This is a genomic window from Mycobacterium sp. DBP42, from assembly GCF_005924235.1.
Lineage (GTDB): Bacteria > Actinomycetota > Actinomycetes > Mycobacteriales > Mycobacteriaceae > Mycobacterium > Mycobacterium syngnathidarum.
Genome location: NZ_VCMY01000053.1, coordinates 13,693 through 36,950 on the forward strand (window position 1 = coordinate 13,693; position 23,258 = coordinate 36,950).

Annotated in this window: 19 protein-coding genes; 8 read left to right on the forward strand and 11 right to left on the reverse strand. The window is 66.5% G+C overall.

All coding sequences use genetic code 11. The features are described 5' to 3' along the window. Window positions 1–6: 6 nt before the first annotated feature. Window positions 7–1,212 (forward strand): DNA polymerase IV, encoded by a 1,206-nt coding sequence (gene dinB / locus E0T84_RS28460; protein ID WP_138746138.1) that lies wholly within the window; start codon window positions 7–9, stop codon window positions 1,210–1,212. Here the strand turns inward: dinB and E0T84_RS28465 are convergent. Further along, window positions 1,209–1,640 (reverse strand): hypothetical protein, encoded by a 432-nt coding sequence (locus E0T84_RS28465; RefSeq protein WP_138746139.1) that lies wholly within the window; start codon window positions 1,638–1,640, stop codon window positions 1,209–1,211. The genes dinB and E0T84_RS28465 overlap by 4 nt on opposite strands. A gap of 75 nt (window positions 1,641–1,715) precedes the next feature. Between E0T84_RS28465 and E0T84_RS28470 the strand changes: the two genes are divergently transcribed. Next, entirely contained in the window at window positions 1,716–2,006 is a 291-nt protein-coding gene (locus tag E0T84_RS28470) for a YiaA/YiaB family inner membrane protein (RefSeq protein WP_138746140.1), read from the forward strand. Between the two features lie 3 nt (window positions 2,007–2,009). On the opposite strand, the gene E0T84_RS28475 is transcribed toward E0T84_RS28470, so the two are convergent. Further along, the gene (locus tag E0T84_RS28475; RefSeq protein ID WP_138746141.1) at window positions 2,010–3,014 is read right to left on the reverse strand and encodes a PHP domain-containing protein; all 1,005 of its coding nucleotides are present in this window, start codon (window positions 3,012–3,014) and stop codon (window positions 2,010–2,012) included. 9 nt (window positions 3,015–3,023) lie between these two features. Continuing rightward, window positions 3,024–3,401: a thiol-disulfide oxidoreductase DCC family protein gene (locus E0T84_RS28480; protein ID WP_138746142.1), complete on the reverse strand. Its 378-nt coding sequence runs from the start codon at window positions 3,399–3,401 to the stop codon at window positions 3,024–3,026. Window positions 3,402–3,482: 81 nt separating this feature from the next. Between E0T84_RS28480 and E0T84_RS28485 the strand changes: the two genes are divergently transcribed. Then, a complete protein-coding gene (locus E0T84_RS28485) occupies window positions 3,483–5,117 on the forward strand; it encodes a SulP family inorganic anion transporter (RefSeq protein WP_138746143.1) in 1,635 nt (544 codons plus the stop codon). Here E0T84_RS28485 and E0T84_RS28490 read toward each other — a convergent pair. After that, on the reverse strand, window positions 5,110–6,456 hold the full coding sequence (locus tag E0T84_RS28490) for an NAD-dependent succinate-semialdehyde dehydrogenase (protein WP_138746144.1): 1,347 nt from the start codon (window positions 6,454–6,456) through the stop codon (window positions 5,110–5,112). The two genes, E0T84_RS28485 and E0T84_RS28490, sit on opposite strands and share 8 nt — an antisense overlap. A gap of 284 nt (window positions 6,457–6,740) precedes the next feature. On the opposite strand from E0T84_RS28490, the gene E0T84_RS28495 reads away from it, so the two are divergent. Beyond that, window positions 6,741–7,592, forward strand: a complete 852-nt coding sequence (locus tag E0T84_RS28495) for an LLM class F420-dependent oxidoreductase (protein ID WP_138746145.1) — start codon at window positions 6,741–6,743, stop codon at window positions 7,590–7,592. A 516-nt stretch (window positions 7,593–8,108) separates the two neighbouring features. Here the strand turns inward: E0T84_RS28495 and E0T84_RS28505 are convergent. The 3 genes from E0T84_RS28505 to E0T84_RS28515 all read right to left on the reverse strand — a co-directional run bounded on the left by E0T84_RS28505 (window position 8,109) and on the right by E0T84_RS28515 (window position 16,609). Beyond that, window positions 8,109–9,575, reverse strand: coding sequence for a glutamate synthase subunit beta (locus E0T84_RS28505; protein WP_070945860.1), 1,467 nt, complete (start codon window positions 9,573–9,575; stop codon window positions 8,109–8,111). Continuing rightward, window positions 9,568–14,157 (reverse strand): glutamate synthase large subunit, encoded by a 4,590-nt coding sequence (gene gltB, locus E0T84_RS28510; protein ID WP_138746153.1) that lies wholly within the window; start codon window positions 14,155–14,157, stop codon window positions 9,568–9,570. The genes E0T84_RS28505 and gltB overlap by 8 nt, the downstream gene beginning before the upstream one ends. 394 nt (window positions 14,158–14,551) lie before the next feature. Further along, window positions 14,552–16,609, reverse strand: coding sequence for a heavy metal translocating P-type ATPase (locus E0T84_RS28515; protein ID WP_075910377.1), 2,058 nt, complete (start codon window positions 16,607–16,609; stop codon window positions 14,552–14,554). 62 nt (window positions 16,610–16,671) lie between these two features. On the opposite strand from E0T84_RS28515, the gene E0T84_RS28520 reads away from it, so the two are divergent. The 3 genes from E0T84_RS28520 to aqpZ all read left to right on the forward strand — a co-directional run bounded on the left by E0T84_RS28520 (window position 16,672) and on the right by aqpZ (window position 19,755). Next, the gene (locus E0T84_RS28520) at window positions 16,672–17,472 is read left to right on the forward strand and encodes a PaaI family thioesterase (protein WP_138746146.1); all 801 of its coding nucleotides are present in this window, start codon (window positions 16,672–16,674) and stop codon (window positions 17,470–17,472) included. 32 nt (window positions 17,473–17,504) lie between these two features. Then, window positions 17,505–18,878: a chloride channel protein gene (locus E0T84_RS28525; RefSeq protein WP_138746147.1), complete on the forward strand. Its 1,374-nt coding sequence runs from the start codon at window positions 17,505–17,507 to the stop codon at window positions 18,876–18,878. Between the two features lie 103 nt (window positions 18,879–18,981). Further along, a complete protein-coding gene (aqpZ, locus tag E0T84_RS28530; protein WP_138746148.1) occupies window positions 18,982–19,755 on the forward strand; it encodes an aquaporin Z in 774 nt (257 codons plus the stop codon). A 1-nt stretch (window position 19,756) separates the two neighbouring features. Here the strand turns inward: aqpZ and E0T84_RS28535 are convergent, their stop codons facing one another. From E0T84_RS28535 to E0T84_RS28550, 4 genes are all read right to left on the reverse strand, one after another. Beyond that, window positions 19,757–20,581, reverse strand: coding sequence for a hydrolase (locus E0T84_RS28535; RefSeq protein WP_171055208.1), 825 nt, complete (start codon window positions 20,579–20,581; stop codon window positions 19,757–19,759). Between the two features lie 49 nt (window positions 20,582–20,630). Beyond that, complete coding sequence (locus E0T84_RS28540) at window positions 20,631–21,182, reverse strand: Dps family protein (protein ID WP_138746149.1); 552 nt, start codon at window positions 21,180–21,182, stop codon at window positions 20,631–20,633. A 70-nt stretch (window positions 21,183–21,252) separates the two neighbouring features. Beyond that, window positions 21,253–22,152, reverse strand: a complete 900-nt coding sequence (locus E0T84_RS28545) for a DNA-3-methyladenine glycosylase (protein WP_138746150.1) — start codon at window positions 22,150–22,152, stop codon at window positions 21,253–21,255. A 9-nt stretch (window positions 22,153–22,161) separates the two neighbouring features. After that, on the reverse strand, window positions 22,162–22,521 hold the full coding sequence (locus tag E0T84_RS28550; protein WP_070185104.1) for a DUF427 domain-containing protein: 360 nt from the start codon (window positions 22,519–22,521) through the stop codon (window positions 22,162–22,164). Window positions 22,522–22,614: 93 nt separating this feature from the next. Between E0T84_RS28550 and E0T84_RS28555 the strand changes: the two genes are divergently transcribed. After that, window positions 22,615–23,070: an SRPBCC family protein gene (locus E0T84_RS28555; protein ID WP_070945852.1), complete on the forward strand. Its 456-nt coding sequence runs from the start codon at window positions 22,615–22,617 to the stop codon at window positions 23,068–23,070. The last annotated feature ends 188 nt before the right edge of the window (window positions 23,071–23,258 follow it).

Genomic DNA, 23,258 nt, shown 5'->3' on the forward strand with positions numbered 1-23,258 from the left:
GAACATATGTTCGTGTCCGACAGTGCGGCCATCCTGCACGCTGACCTCGATTCGTTCTACGCATCGGTCGAGCAGCGCGACGATCCCGCGCTGCGCGGGCGCCCGGTGATCGTGGGCGGCGGGGTGGTGCTGGCGGCCAGTTATGAGGCCAAGGCATTCGGGGTGCGTACGGCGATGGGCGGGGGCCAGGCACGGGCGTTGTGCCCGCAGGCCGTGGTGGTGCCGCCGCGCATGTCGGCCTATACCGAAGCCAGCCGGCACGTGTTCGAGGTCTTCCACGACACGACGCCGGTGGTGGAGCCGCTGTCAGTGGATGAGGCGTTTCTCGACGTGTCCGGCCTGGGCCGGGTATCCGGCACCCCGGTAGAGATCGCCCGGCGGCTGCGCGAGCAGGTCAGCGCGCAGGTGGGGTTGCCCATCACCGTCGGGATCGCACGCACCAAGTTCCTGGCCAAGGTGGCCAGCCAGGTCGCCAAGCCGGACGGCCTGCTGCTGGTCCCGCCCGACCGCGAGTTGGCTTTCCTGCACCCGCTGCCGGTGCGCCGGCTGTGGGGTGTCGGCGCGAAAACCGCCGAGAAACTCCATGCGCACGGTATCGAGACGGTCGCCGATGTCGCCGAGCTGCCCGAGTCGGCCTTGCGCCCCATGGTCGGTGGCGCGATGGCGCGACAGCTGTATGCGTTGTCGCGCAACATCGATCGACGACGGGTGACGACGGGCGTCCGGCGCAGTTCCGTCGGGGCTCAACGCGCACTCGGACGGCGCGGCAACACCATGTCCGCCGCGGAGGTGGACGTCGTGGTGGTCAACCTCATCGACCGCATCACCCGACGGATGCGTGGGGCCGGACGTACCGGGCGCACTGTCGTATTGCGTTTGCGTTTCGATGATTTCGGCCGGGCCACCCGGTCGCACACCTTGCCCCGGGCCACCGCCTCCACCGACGCGATCCTGGCCGCGGCCCGCGCACTGGTGACGGCCGCGGCGCCCGTGATCGCCGAGCGCGGGTTGACGCTGATCGGGTTCGCGGTGTCCAACATCGACCACCAGGGCAGCCAGCAGTTGGAACTGCCGTTTGACTCGGAGCCAGATCCGGTGGCCATCGACGGCGCCATCGACGAGGTGCGTCAGCGGTTCGGCAACGCGATGTTGACCCGCGGCGTGCTGGTCGGGCGCGATCCGGGCCTGGAGATGCCCACGCTGCCGTACTAAAAGAACTGCGCGGCAACGAATCCCGCGAGCAGCACGGCGAAGCCGCCGATCTCGCCGACGATGAGCGCGATCATCCCGGCGTGCAGCGCGGCCGTTGGCTTTTCGAATTGGTTGGTGGTGTCCCGTTTGGCACCGTGCTCGATATAGGCGCCGATCGCGACGACGAAGAACAACACCAGCACCATGGCCGCGGTGAGGTTCACCCAGGTGGGCCACGCGCTGAGTTCGACGAACACCGCAACCAGCAGCGTCGCGAACGAGTACAGCAGCGCGGCCCGGTGGGCGATGTCGACGTACGGGTGGGCCAGGTGGTTCTCGCTGGTGGCCATCTGCCGGTATTTCCACACCCCGAGGACCAACGCCAGCAGGAAGATCAGGCCGGCGGCCAGCAGGGTGATGACGGTGTCGATGCCGAGATCCGCACGCATCGGCTGAGCTTAGACCGAGATGATTTGAGTAGTCTCACGCATCCGGCAGATCGCATTCTCGGTCAGGCTTTGGGCATGATCGCACTCAATGACAGCTCGAAAGTGACGGCCGCGTTCGCGTTACAGGCCACCATCGCCTTCGGGATGAGTTTCGCCGGTGTACTCGGCGGAATCTTTTTCCTGCCGATGGACATCTGGCAGCGGATGTTCCTTGGTATGTCGGTGCTGTTCCTCGTCACCAGCTCGTTCACCCTGGCCAAAGTGATCCGGGATCAGCAGGAGGCCGCCACCGTGCGGGTTCGGCTCGACGAGGCGCGCATGGAAAAGCTTCTCGCCGAACATGATCCGTTCACGTCGGGAACCTGAACCTCAGCGGGACGCCCAGTCCAGCAGCTCTTCGGCGGGCCAGGTGTTGACGATCCGCTCGATCGGCACCTCGGCCTCCAGTGCGCGCTGGGCGCCGTAGCCGAGAAAATCCAGCTGACCGGGTGCGTGGGCATCGGTGTCGATGCTGAACAGGCAGCCGAGCTCCAGCGCCAGGCTGAGCAACCGGGTCGGTGGATCGCGCCGCTCGGGCCGGGAGTTGATCTCGACGGCGGTGCCGTGGTCGAGACAGGCGGTGAACACCTTCCCGGCATCGAATTTCGATTCGGGCCGCATGCCACGCCCGCCGGTGACCAGCCGGCCGGTGCAGTGTCCGAGGACGTCGGTGTGCGGATTCGACACCGCTTTGACCATGCGCCGGGTCATGGCCGCCGAATCCATGGCGAGCTTGGAGTGCACGCTGGCCACCACCACGTCGAGGCGTTCCAGCAGCTCGGGTTCCTGGTCCAGGGAGCCGTCTTCGAGGATGTCGACTTCGATCCCCGTGAGGATGCGCATGGGTGCAACGAGTTCGCGGATCTCGTCGATGACGTCGAGTTGCTCGCGTAGCCGTTCGGACGACAGCCCGTTGGCTATCTTGAGCCGCGGCGAGTGGTCGGTCAGCGCGCAGTATTCATGGCCCAGGTCGCGCGCGGCCAGCATCATCTCCTCGATCGGGGCCGATCCGTCGGACCAGTTCGAATGCAGGTGCAGGTCGCCCCGCAACGCGGCGCGCACCTCGCCGCCCCCGAGATCCTTGGCTGCCGCACGTAATTCGACGAGGGTGTCGGGCTCGCGACCGGCCCAGGCCTGGGCGATCACCTTCGCGGTCTTGGGTCCTACGCCCGGCAATGACTGCCAGCTGTTCGACGCACCCAACCGCTCGCGCTGTTCGTCGGTCAGCGCCTCGACGATGTCGGCGGCGTTGCGATAGGCCATCACCCGTCGCGGGTCTTCCCGGGCGCGGTCCTTGTAGTACGCGATCTGGCGCAATGCGGTCACCGGATCCATCGGCACTGCTCAGCAGTCCCCTGGGCGTGCCGCGCAGTGCGGCGTGGTGCCCGGGAACCGGTACCGATGGCTCGCCACCCAGCGGTAGGCGGCGTTCTGCACCTGGCGTACACCGGGAATGCGGTACACCCCCAACGGAATCCGGCTGCCCATCCCGGCCGACAGTGCCGCGTTGATCGCTTCGGCGCCGCGGTAGACGTCCCCGGATGAGTCCTTCCACCACGCCGCCTCGAGCATCTCGTCTTTCGCGACGCCGAGGAGCTCCGGCGTGCCGGGACGCTGAAATGGCTCGATGTGCAGGTCGCCGGTCCATTGCCGCCGCATCAGAGAGTTGACGCTGCGCGTGCACATGCCGCAATTGCCGTCGAAGTACAGGACGCCACTCATACCTTCAGTGTGCCCAGCATTTGCGATGCCGTACAGTGATTTGCGAAATCGTTCAATCCATCAATTCGTCAGGCAACTCCCTTGATCAGAACCGCGGCCGGCACCTTCGGTCGGCTGCTGCCCCACCGCGACGACTACGCCGAGCTGCCGCGCTCGTGGCGCCGCGACATCCTCGCGGGTGTGACCGTCGGCGTGGTGGCACTGCCGTTGGCGTTGGCGTTCGGGATCAGTTCAGGTGTCGGAGCCGCCGCGGGACTGGTCACCGCGGTGGTCGCCGGCCTGGTCGCGGCCGTTTTCGGCGGTTCCCATGTGCAGGTTTCCGGCCCGACCGGGGCGATGGCGGTGGTCCTCGCGCCGATCGTCGCGCAACACGGGCTCGGCAGCATCGCCTTGGTGACCGTTGCGGCAGGCCTACTGGTGCTGGCCACCGGGGCTACCGGCCTCGGCCGGGCCGTCACGTTCATCCCGTGGCCCGTGATCGAGGGATTCACCCTGGGCATCGCCACGATCATCTTCCTGCAGCAGGTTCCCGCCGCCTTCGCGCAGCAGGCCCCGGCCGGTGAGCGCACACTGCCCGCCGCCATCACGGCGATCACCCAGGCGGACTGGACGGCTGCGGCGAAAACCCTTGGGGTAGTTGCCGTTGTCGCGTTCCTGATGGTCGCACTGCCCCGCTTACACCGCACCATTCCCGAGTCGCTCACAGCCGTCATCGTGGTCACCGTTCTGGTCAGCGTGCTGCACATCCGGGTCGCCGCGATCGGCGAACTGCCGTCACACCTGCCCACCCCACTGCTCCCCCATGCTGACCTCGGCGCCTTGCGCGCCCTCCTGGGCGCGGCGCTGGCCATCGCCGCGCTGGCGGCCATCGAATCGTTGCTGTCGGCGCGGGTCGCGGCGACGATGTCACCGACCGGACCGTACGACCCGGACCGGGAGCTGGTGGGCCAGGGCCTCGCGTCGGTCGCCTCCGGGGTGTTCGGTGGCATGCCCGCCACGGGCGCGATAGCCCGCACCGCGGTCAACGTCCGGTCCGGCGCCAGAACGCGAGTGGCAGCTATCGTGCACTCGCTGGTCCTGCTGGGAGTGGTGTATCTGGCCACCGGCCCGGTGTCCACCATTCCGCTCGCCGCATTGGCCGGGGTGCTGATGGTGACGTCGTTCCGGATGATCTCGGCGGCCACGATCCGGAAGATCCTGCGCTCCACTCGATCCGACGCGTTGACGTTCACCCTGACCGCTGCGGTCACCGTGTGTTTCGATCTGATCGAGGCCGTCGAGATCGGTGTCGTCGTTGCCGCGTTCTTCGCGTTGCGTTCGGTGGCGCGGCGCAGCAGCGTCGTCCGCGAGGAGCTGCCCGGTCCGCCGCATCCCCGCGACGATCAGATCGTGTTGCTGCGCCTGGACGGCGCGATGTTCTTCGGTGCGGCCGAACGTATTTCGAATGCCATCGTGGACGCCGAGCATCCGCACACGTCCGTCGTCATCATCCGGATGTCGCAATTGGGCATGCTCGACGCCACCGGCGCGCACACCCTCGCCGAGATCGCGACCGAGCTGGAGTCGCGCGGTATCACGGTGATCATCAAGGGCGTTCGACCCGAACATGCCGAGTTGCTGGCCAACGTCGGCGTGTTCGAGTCACTGCGACACGAGAACCATCTGCTCGATTCGCTCGACGAAGCGATCGAGCACGCCCGCTCACACGTCAGCTGACGGTGCGGATGAGCTTCTTGTTCACGAACTCGTCCATGCCGAACTTGCCGAGTTCGCGGCCGAAACCGGACCGCTTGACCCCGCCGAACGGCAGTTCGGCGCCCTCGGCGCCGACCGCGTTGACGAACACCATGCCCGCATCGATGCGGTCGGCCACCCGGGCGGCCTGATCGGCATCGGTGGTGAAGACGTAGGAGCCCAACCCGAACGGGGTGTCATTGGCGATTTCGACGGCCTCGTCCTCGGAACCGGCCTTGTACACCACGGCCACCGGGCCGAACAGCTCCTGCCGGTAGGCATCGTTGTCCTCGGTGACGCCGGTCAACACAGCCGGCGGGTAGAAGGCGCCGCGACGCTCCCCCGCCGAGGTCAGTTTCGCCCCCTGGTCGACAGCGGCCTTGACCTGCCGCTCCAGCCGCTCGGCAGCCAATTCCGAAGACAGCGGGGCGATTCCGTCGGCGGCGGCCAGCAGCTTCTCGGTGAACTTGGTCAGGAAGTCGTCGTAGAGGTTCTCGGCGACGATGAAGCGTTTGGCGGCGTTGCAGGCCTGGCCCGTGTTCTCCATCCGTCCCTCGACCGCGGCCTCCACGGTCGCGTCGAGATCATCGGTGGACAGCACGATGAACGGATCGGAGCCGCCGAGTTCCAGCACGCACTTCTTGAGGTTGCGGCCGGCGATCTCGGCCACCGCGGCACCCGCCCGCTCGGAACCGGTCAGCGACACCGCGGCCACTCGGGAGTCGGCGATGATCTCGGCGACCTGGTCGTTGGTGGCACGGATGTCGACGTAGGCACCCTGCGGGAGCCCGGCCTCGAGGAAGATCAGCTGCAGCAGTTCGGCGGATTCGGGGCATTGCGGGGCGTGCTTGAGCAGAATTGTGTTGCCTACGATCAGGTTTGGTCCGGCGAAGCGGGCGACCTGGTAGTAGGGGTAGTTCCACGGCATGATGCCGAGCAGCACCCCGACGGGGCCCCGCTTGACCACTGCGGTGCCCTCGCCGTCGAGCAGGGTGATCTCCTCGTCGGCAAGAAACTTCCCGGCGTTGTCCGCGTAGTACTGGTAGATGGCGGCGCTGAAGTCGACCTCACCCAGGGCCTGATCGCGCGGCTTGCCCATCTCCCGGACGATCACGTCGGCGAGCTGTTCGCGGCGCTGCTCGTGCAGGGCGGCGACCTTGCCGATCAGCGCGGCCCGCTCGGCCACCGTGGTGGTACGAGCCCAGCTGCGCCCAGTCTTGGCCGCAGCCTCGATCGCAGCCTGGATCTCGGCGTCGGTCGAGGTCGGGTAGGTGGCGACCACCTCGGCGGTCGCCGGATCGGTGACTGCGTACTCGCTCATGTTCACTCCCAGATGGTCTTATCGCTGGATTCCGTACATTTCCTTGCCCGAGACTACCGATTGCATCGATCAGATGGCACCGAAGATACGGAATCAGCACAGCGGCGCTCAGTGGGAACGTGGCCGGCAACTTCTCGCACGGGGTGCGACTGCCGAGGTCCTCATCCCGGACGCCTTCCAGCAGTTTGGCAGTGTGCTCACAAGCTTTCGTCGAATCCACCATGAGAGAGACGACCTGTCGGAGTCCAGGAATTAATCGGCTTACGTGGCTAGTTTGGACTGTTGTGCGATTCGCTTTCAAGACTTCCCCGCAGAACACGACCTGGGCCGACATGCTTGCCATTTGGAAAGCTGCCGACAAAATCGACGTCTTCGAGTCCGGTTGGACATTCGACCACTTCTATCCGATCTTTTCCGACTCGACCGGGCCCTGCCTGGAGGGCTGGACGACGCTGACCGCCCTGGCGCAGGCCACCGAGCGATTGCGCGTCGGCGTGCTCGTCACCGGTATCCACTACCGCCATCCCGCCGTGCTGGCGAACATGGCCTCCGCGCTCGACATCGTGTCCGACGGTCGCCTGGAACTCGGGATCGGTGCCGGCTGGAACGAAGAGGAATCCGGCGCCTACGGCATCGAACTGGGTTCGATCAAGGAGCGTTTCGACCGGTTCGAGGAAGCCTGCCAGGTTCTGAAAGGCCTGCTGACGCAGGAGACGACGACGTTCGACGGCAAGTTCTACCAGCTCAAGGACGCCCGCAACGAACCCAAGGGTCCGCAGCAGCCACACCCGCCGTTCTGCATCGGCGGAAGTGGCGAGAAGCGGACGCTGCGCATCACCGCGCAGTACGCCGATCACTGGAACTTCGTGGGCGGGCCGCCCGAGGAGTTCGCCCGCAAGCGCGATGTGCTTGCGGCACATTGCTCCGACATCGGCCGCGACCCCAAAGAGATCACGCTGTCAGCGCACGTGCGACTCGGCCCGGACCACGATGTCGCGAAGGTGCTCGACGAGGCCGCCGCGCTCGGCGCCGAGGGCTTGGATCTGGCGATCATCTACCTGCCGCCGCCCTATGACACGGCAGTTCTGGAGCCGTTGGCCGAGGCGATCAGGGATTCTGGTCAGCTGAGCAGCTGACACAAATAGCTACGCCCTCGGATCGGCGCTATCGCGCCGGTTCGAGGGCGTTGTGCACGGTGCCGGATACTCGTCAAACTCCGAAGCGAAGTAGCTCGTCTGCCGTGACCAGTCGTTCGTTCTTCGCCGGAAACTCACGGCTCTTCATCGGATGACGGAACAATGACCAGGCAATACGACCCATCCGTGACCGACTTATCGGGCTGATGTACACGGTGATCACTCCTGCGAATATCTGGTTGCTGTACCCGTAGTTCCACGTTACCGCAGCACTCTCACCACGTCATTAGATACCCGATACCTGGCAAACAGTGCGTGCCACGCCGAAAAGCCTTCCCGTGTTTCTGATGGGACTGATGTTACGAATGTGGCGAAAAAATCGGGTTCGCGAGAGATCTACATCACCTTTTGGGCGCACTGCCGGCTGTGATGCAGCACACAACAGTTAATTAAGAGATCTCTCAAGTTCAGCCCAACACCATGGAAAGGCTGCAGCGTTCAGGCCGATTCACCAAATCAGCGCTGCGGCGCTGCGGTCGGCTTGATCACCGCAGGCAGTGCCGTATTGCCCATCAGGTAGCGGTCCACACCCGCGGCGGCGGCGCGGCCCTCGGCGATGGCCCACACGATCAGCGACTGTCCACGACCCATGTCACCGGCGACGAACACGCCGGGCACCGTGGTTTGGAAGTTGTTGTCACGGGACACGTTTCCGCGGTCGGTCAGTTCGACACCGAGCTTGTTGAGCAGGCCTTCCTTCTCCGGCCCGACGAATCCCATGGCGAGCAGCACCAGGTCGGCCTTGAGCTCGAAGTCGGTCCCTTCGACCTTTTCGAACTTGCCGGCGTTCATCTTGACCTCGTGTGCGCGCAGGCCCGTCACATGACCGTTCTCGCCGGTGAACTGCTCGGTGTTGACCGAGAACACTCGTTCTCCGCCCTCTTCGTGGGCCGAGGACACGCGGAACATCAGCGGGTAGGTCGGCCACGGGGTCGAGTCCGCACGGGTCTCGGGCGGACGCGGCATGATCTCGAACTGGTGGATGCTGGCCGCGCCCTGGCGGTGCGAGGTACCCAGGCAGTCCGCACCGGTGTCGCCGCCGCCGATGATGATGACGTGCTTGTCCTTGGCGGTGATCGGCGGCTGGCCGTTCTCGTCGAGGACGTCGTCGCCGAGCTGGACGCGGTTGGCCCAGGGCAGAAATTCCATCGCCTGGTGGATGCCGTCGAGCTCGCGGCCCGGGATCGGCAGATCGCGCCATGCGGTGGCACCGCCGGCCAGCACGACGGCGTCATAGTTCAGCCGCAGCTGGGCCACGGTGATGTCGACGCCGACGTTGACGCCGGGACGGAACTGCGTGCCCTCGGCCGCCATCTGCTCCAGGCGTCGGTCGATGTGACGCTTTTCCATCTTGAACTCGGGGATGCCGTAGCGCAGCAGGCCACCGATGCGGTCGGCGCGCTCGAACACCGTGACGGTGTGGCCGGCCCGGGTGAGCTGCTGGGCGGCGGCCAGTCCGGCCGGTCCGGACCCGACGACGGCGACCTTCTTGCCGGTCTGCACGTCGGGCATCTTCGGTACAACCCAGCCCTCATCGAAGGCGTTGTCGATGATCTCGACCTCGACCTGCTTGATGGTCACCGGATCCTGGTTGATGCCCAGGACGCACGAGGCCTCACACGGGGCGGGGCACAGCCTTCCGGTGAACTCCGGGAAGTTGTTGGTGGCATGCAGCCGCTCGATCGCGTCGCGCCACCGGTCCCGGTACACCAGGTCGTTCCACTCGGGGATCAGGTTCCCCAGCGGGCAACCGTTGTGGCAGAACGGGATACCGCAGTCCATGCATCGCGACGCCTGGTCCTGCAGTTTGTCGTGGGAGAAGTCCTCGTAGACCTCTTTCCAGTCCTTGAGGCGCAGCGGAACCGGCCTGCGGACGGGGAGTTCCTTGGAGGTGTGCTTGAGGAAACCGCGAGGATCAGCCATTTGCGGCCGCCATGATCGCCTCGTTCACGTTCTCGCCGGCGCGTTCGGCCTCGGCGATCGCGGCCAGCACGCGCTTGTAGTCGCGCGGCATGACCTTCACAAAGTGCTTCAACTCGTTATCCCAATCAGATAGGACCCGTTGTCCCACAGCCGAATCGGTCGCGTCGACGTGGGCGGCAATGAAGCCGCGCAACCAGGTTGAGTCAGAAGCCTCGAGGGCTTCCAGCTCCACCATCTCGCTGTTGAGGTTCTCGCCCAGCACGCCGGCCGGGTCGTAGACGTAGGCGACACCGCCGGACATGCCCGCCGCGAAGTTGCGGCCGGTGGGTCCGAGGATGACGACCTTGCCGCCGGTCATGTACTCACAGCCGTGGTCGCCGACACCTTCGACGACCGCGTGGGCGCCGGAGTTACGCACCGCGAACCGCTCGCCGACCTGGCCGCGCAGGAACGCCTCGCCGCTGGTGGCGCCGAACAGCGCCACGTTGCCGGCAATGATGTTGTCCTCGGCGGCGAAGTCGGCCGGGGCTTCGTCGGCCGGGCGGACGACGATCCGGCCACCCGACAGACCCTTGCCGACGTAGTCGTTGGCGTCACCGTAGACCCGCAGCGTGATGCCTATGGGCACGAACGCGCCGAAGCTGTTGCCGGCGGATCCGTCGAAGGTGATGTCGATGGTTCCGTCCGGAAGTCCCTGTCCGCCATAGGCCTTGGTGACCTCGTGGCCGAGCATGGTGCCTACCGTGCGGTTGACGTTGGTGATCTTCGTGGCGAATCGCACCGGGGTGCCCTTGTCCAGGGCGTCGCGGCTCTGGGTGATCAGCTGCTGATCGAGCGCCTTGTCCAGGCCGTGGTCCTGACGCGAGCTGCAGTACAGGTCCTGGTTCATGAACGCCGACTCGGGCTCGTAGAGCACCGGCGTCAGGTCCAGCTTGTGGGCCTTCCAGTGCTCGGCGGCCTGGGTGGTGTCCAGCGCGCCGACCTGGCCGACCATCTCGTTGACGGTCCGGAAGCCCAACTGCGCCATGAGTTCCCGGACTTCTTCGGCGATGAACATGAAGAAGTTCTCGACGAACTCGGGTTTGCCGTTGAACCGCTCACGCAGCACCGGGTTCTGGGTGGCCACACCCACCGGGCAGGTGTCGAGGTGGCAGACGCGCATCATGATGCAGCCCGAGACCACCAGCGGTGCAGTGGCAAAGCCGAATTCCTCGGCGCCCAGCAGCGCGGCGATCACGACGTCGCGGCCGGTCTTGAGCTGACCGTCGACCTGGACGACGATGCGGTCCCGCAGGCCGTTGAGCAGCAGGGTCTGCTGCGTCTCGGCCAGGCCCAGCTCCCACGGGGCACCGGCGTGCTTCATCGAGGTGAGCGGGGTGGCGCCGGTACCGCCGTCGTGGCCGGAGATCAGCACCACGTCGGCGTGAGCCTTGGAGACACCAGCGGCAACGGTCCCAACGCCGTTCTCGGACACCAGCTTCACGTGCACACGAGCACCGGGGTTGGCGTTCTTCAGGTCGTGGATCAGCTGCGCCAGATCCTCGATCGAGTAGATGTCGTGGTGCGGCGGCGGCGAGATCAGGCCGACGCCCGGGGTCGAGTGCCGCACCTCGGCCACCCACGGGTACACCTTGTGTCCCGGAAGCTGGCCACCCTCACCAGGCTTGGCTCCCTGGGCCATCTTGATCTGGATGTCGGAGCAGTTGGTCAGGTAGTGGCTGGTCACGCCGAACCGGCCGGACGCCACCTGCTTGATGGCGCTGCGGCGCCAGTCGCCGTTCTCGTCGGGGTCGAATCGGTCGACGCTTTCGCCGCCCTCGCCCGAGTTCGACCGGCCGCCGAGGCGGTTCATCGCGATGGCCAGTGTCTCGTGTGCCTCGGCAGAGATCGAGCCGTAGCTCATGGCACCGGTGGAGAACCGCTTGACGATCTCGGAAGCGGGCTCTACCTCGTCGATGGGAATCGACTGCCGCCCACTGATTTCGGAGCCCTTGAACTTGAGCAGGCCGCGCAGCGAGGCCATCCGCTCACTCTGGTCGTCGACCAGCGCGGTGTACTCCTTGAAGATCGAGTACTGCCCGGTGCGGGTGGAGTGCTGGAGCTTGAACACCGTGTCGGGGTTGAACAGGTGGTATTCGCCTTCGCGGCGCCACTGGTATTCGCCACCGACCTCGAGCTCGCGGTGGGCGCGCTCGTCGGGGCGGTCCAGGTAGGCCAGCGCGTGGCGGGCTGCGACATCGGCGGCGATGTCGTCGAGCTCGATGCCACCCACCGGGCAGCTCAGCCCGGTGAAGTACTGGTCGAGCACCTCCTGGGAGACGCCGATGGCCTGGAAGAGCTGGGCACCGGTGTAGGAGGCCAGGGTGGAGATGCCCATCTTGGACATCACCTTGAGCACGCCCTTGCCGGCGGCCTTGACGTAGTTGGCCTTCGCCTGATCGCTGGTGATCCCGGAGATGACGCCCCGGTCGACCATGTCCTCGATCGACTCGAAGGCCATGTACGGGTTGATCGCGGCGGCACCGAAGCCGCACAGCGTCGCCATGTGGTGCACCTCGCGGGCGTCACCGGCCTCGACCACCAGGCCGACCTTGGTGCGGGTGCGCTCGCGGACGAGGTGGTGATGCACGGCCGCCACGGACAGCAGCGACGGGATCGGCGCCATGGTCTCGTTGGACTCGCGGTCGGACAGCACGATGATGCGGGCGCCCTCGCGGATGGCCTCCGACACCTTGGCGCGGACGTTGTCCAGCGCTTCCTTGAGTCCCTGACCGCCCCGGTTGACGGGGTAGAGGCAGCGGATCACCGCGGCGCGCATACCGTGCTTGCGGCCCCGGACCTCGTGGTCGGGGTCGACGCAGATCAGCTTGGACAGGTCGGCGTTGCGCAGGATCGGCTGCGGCAGCACGATCTGGCGGCAGGATTCCGGTCCCGGGTTGAGCAGGTCGCCTTCGGGCCCGATCACGCCCTGCAGGCTGGTGACCACCTCTTCGCGGATGGCATCCAGCGGCGGGTTGGTGACCTGGGCGAACAGCTGCTGGAAGTAGTCGAACAGCATCCGTGGCCGCGCCGAGAGGATGGCCACCGGAGTATCGGTACCCATCGAGCCGAGGGCCTCGGCTCCGGTGCGCGCCATCGGCGCCACCAGCAGGTTGAGCTCCTCGTAGGTGTAGCCGAAGGTCTGCTGGCGCAGCACAACGCGGTGGTGCGGCATCCGGACGTAGTCTCCCGGCGGCAACTCGTCGAGCGGGAACAGGCCCGTCTCGACCCATTCCTGGTAGGGCTGCTCGGCGGCCAGCTGGGCTTTGATCTCCTCGTCGGAGACGATGCGGCCCTGAGCGGTGTCCACCAGGAACATCCGGCCGGGCTGCAGGCGCATCTTCTTGACGACGGTGGACGGGTCGAGCGGCAGCACACCGGCCTCGGAGGCCATGACCACCAGACCGTCTTCGGTCACCCAGATGCGGGAGGGACGCAGGCCGTTGCGGTCCAGCACGGCGCCGATCACGGTGCCATCGGTGAAGCAGACCGATGCGGGGCCGTCCCAGGGCTCCATCAGCGAGTCGTGGAATTCGTAGAAGGCGCGGCGCGCCGGGTCCATCGTCTCGTGGCGTTCCCACGCCTCGGGGATCATCATCAGCACGGCGTGCGGCAGGCTGCGGCCGCCGAGGTGCAGCAGCTCGAGCACCTCGTCGAAACGCGCGGTGTCCGAGGCGCCGGGGGTACAGACCGGGACGATCTTGTCGAGTCCGTCGGTGCCGAACACCTCAGTACGGATCAGCGCCTCACGGGCCCGCATCCAGTTCTCGTTGCCGGTGACGGTGTTGATCTCGCCGTTGTGGGCGATGCGCCGGAACGGGTGGGCCAGCGGCCAGGACGGGAAGGTGTTGGTGGAGAAGCGGGAGTGCACGATGCCCAGGGCACTGGTCATCCGCTCGTCCTGCAGGTCGAGGTAGAACGCCTTGAGCTGCGGGGTGGTCAGCATGCCCTTGTAGACGAAGGTCTGACCGGACAGGCTGGGGAAGTACACCGTCTCGCGGCCAGGGCCGTCCTGGCCCGGGCCCTTGGTGCCCAGTTCGTGTTCGGCCCGCTTGCGCACGACGTAGGCCTTGCGCTCGAGGTCCATGCCGGAGGCGCCGGCGATGAACAGCTGCCGGAAGCTGGGCATGGCGTCACGTGCGAGGGCGCCCAGGGAGGAGTCGTCGGTGGGCACCTCGCGCCAGCCCAGCACCTGCAGGCCCTCGGCCTCGACGATCTTCTCGACGGCTTCGGCCGCGACTGCGGCGTCGCGTGACGACTGCGGCAGGAATGCCATGCCCGTGGCGTAGCTACCGGGTTCCGGAAGCTGGAAGTCGACCACCTCGCGCAGGAACGAGTCCGGAACCTGCAGCAGAATGCCGGCGCCGTCGCCGGTGTTCGGCTCGGCACCCTGGGCACCACGGTGCTCGAGGTTCACCAGTGCCGTGATGGCCTTGTCCACGATGTCTCGGCTGCGGCGACCGTGAATATCTGCCACCATTGCCACACCGCACGCATCATGTTCGTATGCGGGGTTGTACAGCCCGACCTTGCTGGGCGCCATTCCCACCTTGCCCTTCAACACGCTTCTAAGAAGAAGCCGGCTTGGCGTGGGCGCCTCCGTGCAGCACTGGACGACGGCTATGTCCCACACGCCATAAGTGGAGAAAACGATAAGGCAACTACCGTGGCCGATGCCAACTTAGCTAAGCCTAACGATACTTCGATGTCGACGTTCTCCCCCGCGCGCAGCTACGCGGACGGACTATCGAATTACGCTGCAGCCCTTGCCATTTCCCACATTCCCAGTTGCGGGATCGACAACCCCCATCTGGGCCGATCATCACCTCCGTCGGCCAATTTGTTTGCTGAGTGAAGATAAATATGCATCTACAGTGCTATTATCTCGCAAGATGTCATTTGCGGTAAAGCTTAGTCAGATTCTTAGAATTGCATGATCAACGCCCCGAGGCGCGCACGACGCTGCGTACACCGGCCTCCGGCCGTAGGTCGAGCCGACGTAGCGACTGCGCATTGAGTGCCACGACAACCGTCGACGCTGACATCAATATCGCCCCGACCGACATCGGCATTACAAACCCCAGCGGAGCAGCCACTCCAGCCGCCAGCGGGACCGAGATCAGGTTGTAACCCGCTGCCCACCAAAGGTTCTGCTTCATCTTGCGGTAGGACTGACGGGACAGCTCGATCACCGAGAGCACCGACCGGGGATCGGAGCTGGCGAGGATGACGCCCGCCGAGGCGATGGCGACATCGGTACCCGCTCCGATGGCGATGCCGACGTCGGCGGCGGCCAGTGCCGGCGCATCGTTGACGCCGTCGCCCACCATGGCCACGGTCAGGCCCTCGTGTTGCAGCTCGGCGACCTTCGCGGCTTTGTCTTCAGGCCGCACGCCGGCGAAAACACGGTCGATGCCCAGCTCAGCGGCCACAGCGGAGGCCACCGGGGCAGCGTCGCCAGTGATCATCACCACTTCGACGCCCCGAGCGTGCAGTGCGTCGACGGCTTGGCGAGATTCCGGCCGGATTTCGTCGGCCAGCGCCAGCGCGCCGGCCACTTCCCCGTCCACCAGCACGTGCAGCACGGTGGCGCCGTCCCAAACCGCGACATCGGGCAGGGCCGTGCGCCCGGCCTGATCGAGCAGGGCCGGCCCACCGACCTGCACCCGCTGCCCACCGACCTGGGCGCTCACCCCTACCGCGGGTGAGGAGCTGAAGTCACTGGCCGCCGGGATGTCGACGCCGCGGCGCTGTGCTGCCGCAACGATGGCACGAGCCAGGGGATGTTCGGAATCCGCCTCCGCGGCGGCGGCCAGCGCCAGCAGGTCGTTTTCGGCGCGGTCGGTGGCCATCACCGCGGTGACGGCCGGCTCGCCTTTGGTCAAGGTGCCGGTCTTGTCGAACAGCACCGCGCCGACCGTGCGCATGGTTTCCAGTGCCAGGCGGTCCTTGACCAGCACTCCACCCCTGGCGGCGCGCTCGGTCGCGATGGAAACGACCAGCGGGATGGCGAGGCCGAGGGCATGCGGGCAGGCGATGACCAGCACGGTGATGGTGCGGACCACGGCCTGGTCAGGTTCACCCAGCAACGTCCACGCCAGGGCCGTGAGCACCGCTGAGCCCAGCGCGAACCAGAACAGCCAGCCTGCCGCGCGGTCGGCCAGGCGTTGCGCTCGCGACGAGGAGTTCATCGCTTCGCCGACCAGGCGTTGGATGCCGGCCAATGCGGTGTCGTCGCCCACGGCGGTCACCCGGATCCGCAGTCCGGAGTCGGTGGCGACGGTGCCTGCGACGACGTCGTCGTCCACGCTTCGGCGGACAGTGCGCGATTCTCCGGTGACCATCGACTCGTCCATGTCGGCCGCGCCGTCGACGATGCGGCCGTCGACGGGCACGCTGCCTCCGGGGCGAACGATCACCAGGTCACCGACCCGCAGGTCCGACGGGGTCACCGTGACCACCCGCTCGGCGGGGCCGTCCCCCTCGACGCGTTCGGCCTCGTCTGGCAGCAGCGCTGCCAGCGAGTCCAGCGCCGAGGTGGTCTGGGCCAGTGACCGCATCTCGATCCAGTGGCCCAGCAGCATGATCACGATCAACAGCGCCAGCTCCCACCAGAAGTCCAGTTGGTGGTGCAGCATGCCCAGGCTCGCGCCCCACGACGCGAGGAACGCGACGGTGATCGCCAATCCGATCAACAGCATCATTCCCGGTGCGCGCGAACGTATCTCACTGACTGCCCCGGTGAGGAACGGGCGACCGCCCCACAGGTACATCACGGTGCCGAGGATGGGTGAGATCCACCGCGCGCCAGGGAAGTCCGGAAGGTCGTAGCCCAGGAGCGTCGCGAACATCGGCGAGAGCGCGACCGTCGGCACGGCCAACGCCGCCATGACCCAGAACAGTCTGCGGAACTGCGCTACGTGGTCACCATGCCCGGCATGCCCCGAGTGACCGGTGTGTTCGTGCTCATGCATCGCGTGTTCGGTCGTGGTCATATCGCCACTGTATACCCCTAGGGGGTATATAGCCACCGCGATGGGCGTAACTCTTGTCGGCGATGCACTATCCGCTGAATACCCCGCTGGGCCGCATGGCAGTCCAAACCCTCGAGGAGGGCCCGGACCGCTGCGTGGCCTCCATACCGGTCAGCGGTCTACTCAATCCGCTGACTCACCTGCCGACCCTCGCCCCGCTGGCGATGTTGGTCGATCACGTGGGCGGCCTGGCCAATCACTACCGCCGCGATGACGACGAGTGGACGGTGTCCAGCGAGCTGGCCATCGAGCTGATCCCGCACGCCTTGGAGGTCGTCCTGGCAGCGCCGGAGGTGCCGGTGGTGGCGACCGCCAGGCCGTTCGGGCCCAAGGGCACCGGTTCATTGAGCCTGTCCGAGCTGACGCATGGCGCTCACCTGATCGGGACGGCGACGGTGCGGTCGTTTCACATCAACGTCCCAGGCCACGTCGTCGCATGGCCTTCCGACGCGGAAGAGGGGACGCCTCCCGCCACGCTCGAAGAACGGATGTCGGTCGGGGTCGCCGAGACCGGCGGTCAGGCGGCGGTGCTGCGGCAGTTGCCGGATCCCGTTGTCAACAACAGCATCGGCATCGTGCACGGCGGAGTGTCCGCCGCGGCGCTCGAGCTCGTGGGATCCGCCGCGCTGGGCGACGGAGCGGGCGGCCCGTGGCATACCGCCTCGCTGCGGGTCAACTATCTGCGTCAGTTCCGCGGCGGTGACGAATCCCGTTATGAGGCACGGGCATTGCGTATCGGACGAAGCTCCGGAGTAGCCGACGCGCAAGCCGTCGGCGACGACGGCCAGGTCGCCCTGGTGGCCCGGCTGACCGCATACCGCTGAGCCGGACCCGGCCACGCAGTAGCATCCGCTGCATGCCCGAGACAGCGCGCTCGCTGAGCCGCTTCCTCCGGCGCTCGGGATATCTGCGAAAATGGCTGGTCCTCGGCGTTTCCATTGGGGTCATCGCTGGCCTCGGAGCCGTGGTGTTCTACCTGGCCCTGGACTACACGGGTCGCTTCCTGCTGGGCTACCTCGGCGGCTACGACATTCCCAAACCGGTCGGCGACGGCGGCGACGACGGCTCGCCCGGATTCGACCGGCCCTGGGCCATCCCGCTGATCACCTGCGGCGGAGCCCTCGTATCGGCCTGGCTGGTGGCCAGATTCGCTCCCGAGGCCGAGGGGCACGGCACCGACAACGCCATCGAAGCCGTCCACACCGATCCGCGGTCCATTCGGGCCCGGGCGATCTGGGTGAAGACCGTGGCCAGCGCGTTGACCATCGGCTCGGGTGGCTCCGGCGGTCGCGAGGGCCCAGCCGCGCAGATCTCCGCAGGCTTCGGTTCGTTACTCACGCGAAGATTGGACCTGCCCGACGACGACGGCCGACTGGCGGTATCGCTGGGTATCGGCTCGGGCATCGGTGCGATATTCGGCGCCCCACTGGGAGGTGCGGTGCTCGCGGCATCGATCGTCTACCGCGAGGATTTCGACTACCGGGCGCTGGTTCCCGGCTTCATCACCTCGGCGACGGCCTATGCCGTGCTCGGATCGATCCTGGGCTTCGATCCGCTGTTCGGCACGCTGACCGACGGCTACCGCTTCGACCACCCGCTGGACCTCGGCTGGTTCGTGGTGCTGGGCATCGTCGCCGCGATGTTCGGGTGGCTGTACGCCCGAATCTTCTATGGCACGGTCGCACTCACCGCGAAACTTCCCGGCGGCAAGGTCGTCAAGCCCACGGTCGGTGGACTGGCCGTCGGTGTGCTGGCGCTGGCCGTCCCCCAGGTGTTGGCCAGCGGATACGGCTGGGCCGAGAAGGCCGCGGCCACAGACACTTTGATGGCGATCCCGCTGTGGATCGTGCTGCTCATGCCGCTGGCGAAGATCGTGGCGACCTCGCTCTCGATCGGGACCGGCGGCTCGGGCGGCATCTTCGGACCTGGTGTGGTGATCGGCGCGTTCGTCGGCGCCGCCGTCTGGCGGCTCGGTGAAATAACCGGAGCCCCAGGTTTACCCGCATCGCCGGCCGTCTTCGTGGTGGTCGGCATGATGGCCTGTTTCGGGAGCGTCGCCCATGCGCCACTTGCGGTGACGATCATGGTGGCCGAGATGACCGATTCCTTCGCGGTCATCCCCGGTGCGATGGTGGCCGTCGGCATCGCCTATATGTTGATCGCGCGGACCGACGTCTCCATCTACCGCGCTCAGCGCAGGTATCGCACCAATTTCGGCCCCGCTGCGTAAATTTCGATCCGCCAACGGTTCAGCAACATCGATATCGCCATCGGCTGATGGCATGTGACGCTCCCGTCAGATCACGTCCGACATCAGCACGGAGGAGTTCACCATGACCACACCGGCAATGACGCACAGGTTGGCGGCCGAATTCATCGGGACGTTCTGGCTGGTCCTGGGCGGTTGCGGTAGCGCGGTGTTCGCCGCGAAGGTTCTCTCCGACGGCTTCTCCGTCGGGATCGGCTTCCTCGGCGTGGCTCTCGCCTTCGGCCTGACCGTGCTGACCGGCGTATACGCGTTCGGCACCATCTCGGGCGGGCACTTCAATCCAGCCGTCACCCTGGGTGCTGCGCTGGCCCGCCGTGTCGAATGGACAGCTGTTGTGCCGTACTGGATTTCTCAGGTCATCGGCGGTCTGTTGGCCGGCGTGGTGATCTACGTGATCGCCAGCGGCAAGGACGGTTGGTCCGCCACCGGGAACATGGCTGCCAACGGCTACGGCGAGCACTCCCCCGGCGGGTATTCCCTGATGGCGGTGCTTCTCGCCGAGGTGATCCTCACCGCGGTGTTCCTGCTGGTCATCCTGGGCTCCACCGATGACCGCGCGCCCAAGGGCTTCGCCGGTCTGTCGATCGGACTCACGCTGACGTTGATCCACCTGGTCTCGATCCCGATCTCCAACACCTCGGTCAACCCGGCACGTTCGACGGCGGTGGCATTCTTCAACGGCAACGGCGCCCCCGCGCAGCTCTGGGCGTTCTGGATCGCCCCGCTGGTCGGCGCGGCCATCGCCGGGCTGGCCTACTCGTTCCTGTTCGGTGTCGCCGAGGAACTTGCCGACCGGCCGGTGCGCGAGGACGCGTTGGACCGAGAGGACGACCGGTAGCTCAGGTCAGGTCGTCGAATTCTCCACTGACCCAACGAATATGGGTCTCAGCCGACCGGTGCACCACATCCTTGGCGGCGATGTCGATCTCATCGCCGCCAAGGGTGTAGAGCCGGTCGTAGTCGAACTCGTCGAGCCGGTCCACGATCCGCCGCACCACCGCGGCCGAGAGTGGGATGTGCTTGGGAAAGTTGCGCTGGAATGACACCCAGTTCCGCGCCAGCCCACCGGAGATGGTGTCCCCGACCAGCAGTGTGCCGTCGGCAGTCAGCGCCACCGAGCTTCCCCGCATGTGCCCGCCGACATGTATCAGCCGCAACCCCGGCAGCGGTGCGGATTGCTCGTCCCACAGCTGGATCACCGGATCCCGGTCCGGGAGCCATTCCGCGTCGAGCGAGTTCACGTATACCGGAACGCCCCCGAACGCCTTGCTCCAGCTGAGCTGCGCGCCGAACATGTGGGGATGGCTCGCGGCCACGGCGTCGACCCCACCTAGGCCGTGCACCAGCCCGATTATCTCGTCGTCCAGGTAACTCGGCGAATCCCACAGGAGGTTTCCGTGCGCGGTCTGTACCAGGAAAGACCTGTGCCCGATGGCGAACTTGGGTGCTCTGCGCAAGCTGTGCACCCCGCGGCCGTGGTCGACGTGCTCGGTGTGGTGCGGTTGGACCCCCAATTTCTCCAGCGTGGTCCAGGTGCCGTGCGGCGGTAGGTCGCCGCGTTCCTCGATCGACACAACCTCCGACGTCAGTACGCAACTGCTCGTCGGCTCGGTTGGCGAATCCGGGTGTTCCACACCGCAACCGGTGCATATCCAGGTAGGCATCACCCCAGGCTGGCACCTCAACAATGGTTGAGGTCAACCACGGCGAGCGCTACGCGCTCTTGCGCCGGGCCTTGCCCGCCGCGCCACGTTCGGTGGGCGCTCCCTCGTGCGCCAGCTGTCCCCCGGCGCTTTCCAGGTGCGCCCGCACGAACCACTGGAACTTCTCGAGTTCGGCAGCATGGTCGATGAGGGCGTCCTGTGACACCAGGTCGAGCTTCTCCAGCTTGTCGATCGCCTTGCGGGTGTCCTCGATGACACCGTTGTAGACGAGGTCCAGCGCTGCGAGGTGGGCCTGCACATTGTCGCGGCCGACGGAGTAGTCGTCCCACGTGCGGTCGGCCAGGATGGCACCCGGGGTGCCCTTCGGCGACTTGCCAAGTGCAGCAATTCGTTCCGCGACCTCGTCGGCGTAGGAACGCACCAGCGCGACCTGCGGATCGATCATCTCGTGTACTCCGATGAAGTTCGGTCCGACGACGTTCCAGTGGATGTGTTTGAGCGTCAGATGCAAGTCGTTGTACGTGCTGAGCTGCTTCTGCAACAGCGCGGCCACGTCGCTGCCCTGCTTGTCGGTGAGGCCGGGAATGGTGAACGCGGTCATTGCGGTTCCTTCCTGTTCACGTTCGGTCGCCTCCCGGGTACCCGACAACCGTGCCGGGCAATCACCACGGCTACAACGTGCGCAGGTTCGGAATGGCCTGACGTGCGCCGAAGCGCGGATTGTGGGCCAGCCCACTGGCTTCCAGCAGCCGCACAGCACGCTGGCGGTGCGGGCGCAGCGGTTCGAGCAGTTCCACCATGGCCGCGTCATCGATCGGGTGGCCGAGCAGGGTCCGGCCCACCATCGTCGCCAGGTGATAGTCGCCCACCGACAGCGCGTCGGCGTCTCCGAAGGCGCGTTGCACGGTTTCGGCCGCTGTCCATTCACCGACCCCGGGTAGTGACCGCAATCCCGTCATGGCCCGTTCAGCTGTCAGCCGCTCCAGGGCGTCGGCGCGCTGCGCGCACCCGACGATCGTGCGGGCGCGGCCCGGGTCCACGTTGGCCCGGTGGAATTCCCACGACGGGATCCGCCGCCATATTTCCGCCGTGGGCGGGACCCGCATCCCGGCCGGCGCCGGTCCCGGAGCCGGCGCGCCATACTTGGTCACCAGTCGACGCCAGGCCCGCCACGCATCCATTCCCGAGACGCGCTGTTCGATGATCGCCGGCACCAGGGCCTCCAACACCCGGCCGCTGCGCCCGAGCCGCAGATGCGGCACCCTTCGGCGCGCCTCGGCGATCGTCGGTTCGACCGGCTCGAACCCGCGGGTGTCGTCCTCGGCGCCCATCAGCGCCGCGAACCCGTCCAGGAACTCGGCGGCGCCGGGGCCCCACGCCTCGCAGTCCACGGTCTCGGGCGCCGATTTGGTGATCCGCGCGGTCACCGGGCCCGTCTTCATGGCGCTCGTTCGCCAGCTCGCGCCGTCGGCACCGATCCGATTGGATGGGTCACCGCCGCCGCGCCGCCACGGGGCCAACGTCAGGCCCGGGCTGGCCGGGCCCTCGAATACGACGCTGGTTGAGGGCACGGCACCAGATTAGGCCAGGACGATGTCCGCCTTGTCCGGGTAGAACGCCAGGTGACCGGCGATTTCGGCGACCGCCGGATACGGGGCCTCATAAGTCCAGAGTGCGTCGGTGACCCCGCCGACGTCGTAGTAGTTCGCGTCACCCTTGTACGGACAGTAGGTGGTGGTGGCGCTGCGGCTCAGCGTCTCGAAAACCACGTCGGTGCGCGGAATGTATTGCACCGCCGGATAGGTCGATTCCTGCAGGGTCAGGGCGGCATCGGTCTGCGCGATGATCGCGCCGCCGACCGTGACGGTGACCCGGCGGCCGGTGGGTCTGATGGTGATGGGGTGGGCTGCGCTGGGTTGCAGCACCTGGCGCTCTGTCATACGGATCACAACGTTGCAGACCCCGCCGAGGATTCCCGGACATCTGCCCACGATGGGGCATGGCGCTCGACAGCGCGGGACTACGATCGCCCCATGACCGAGCCCGTGAAAGCCACTGTGTCCATTGCTGCCGATCCCGCGGCGGTGTACGCACTCATCACCGACCTGCCCACGATGGCCTCGCTGGCCGAGGAGGCCCACGCGATGGAGTGGCAGAAGGGTAATTCCGCCACCCCCGGTTCGGTTTTCAAGGGGCACAACCGCAATGGCTCCAAGGCCTGGAGCACTGTCTGCACAGTTACCGATGCCGAGCCGGGAAAGACCTTCGCCTTCGACGTGAAGTCATTGGTTTTCCCCGTCGCGCACTGGCGCTACGACATCGTGGCTTCCGACGGCGGCTGCACGGTGACGGAGTCCACCTGGGATCGCCGTGCGGGCTGGTTCAAGAAGGTCGCGGGCCTGGCCACCGGGGTCTCCGACCGCGACGGCGCCAACGCCGAGCACATTCAGCTCACCCTGCAGCGGTTGAAGGAACGCGCCGAAGGTTGATTGGCCCCACACTCGGGTTCAGAAGGGCGGTGGTGGTCCGTATTCTTCGGCGAGCCAGGCTAGGTAGTCGTTTTGGGTTTGGAGGTCGTTGTTGAGTTCGGCGCGTAGCCGTCGTTCTTCGGCGATGCGGTCGCGTTGGTCTTGTTCGCGGGTTTGATACCTCTTGGGCATCTTGGCCCCGCGCCCCG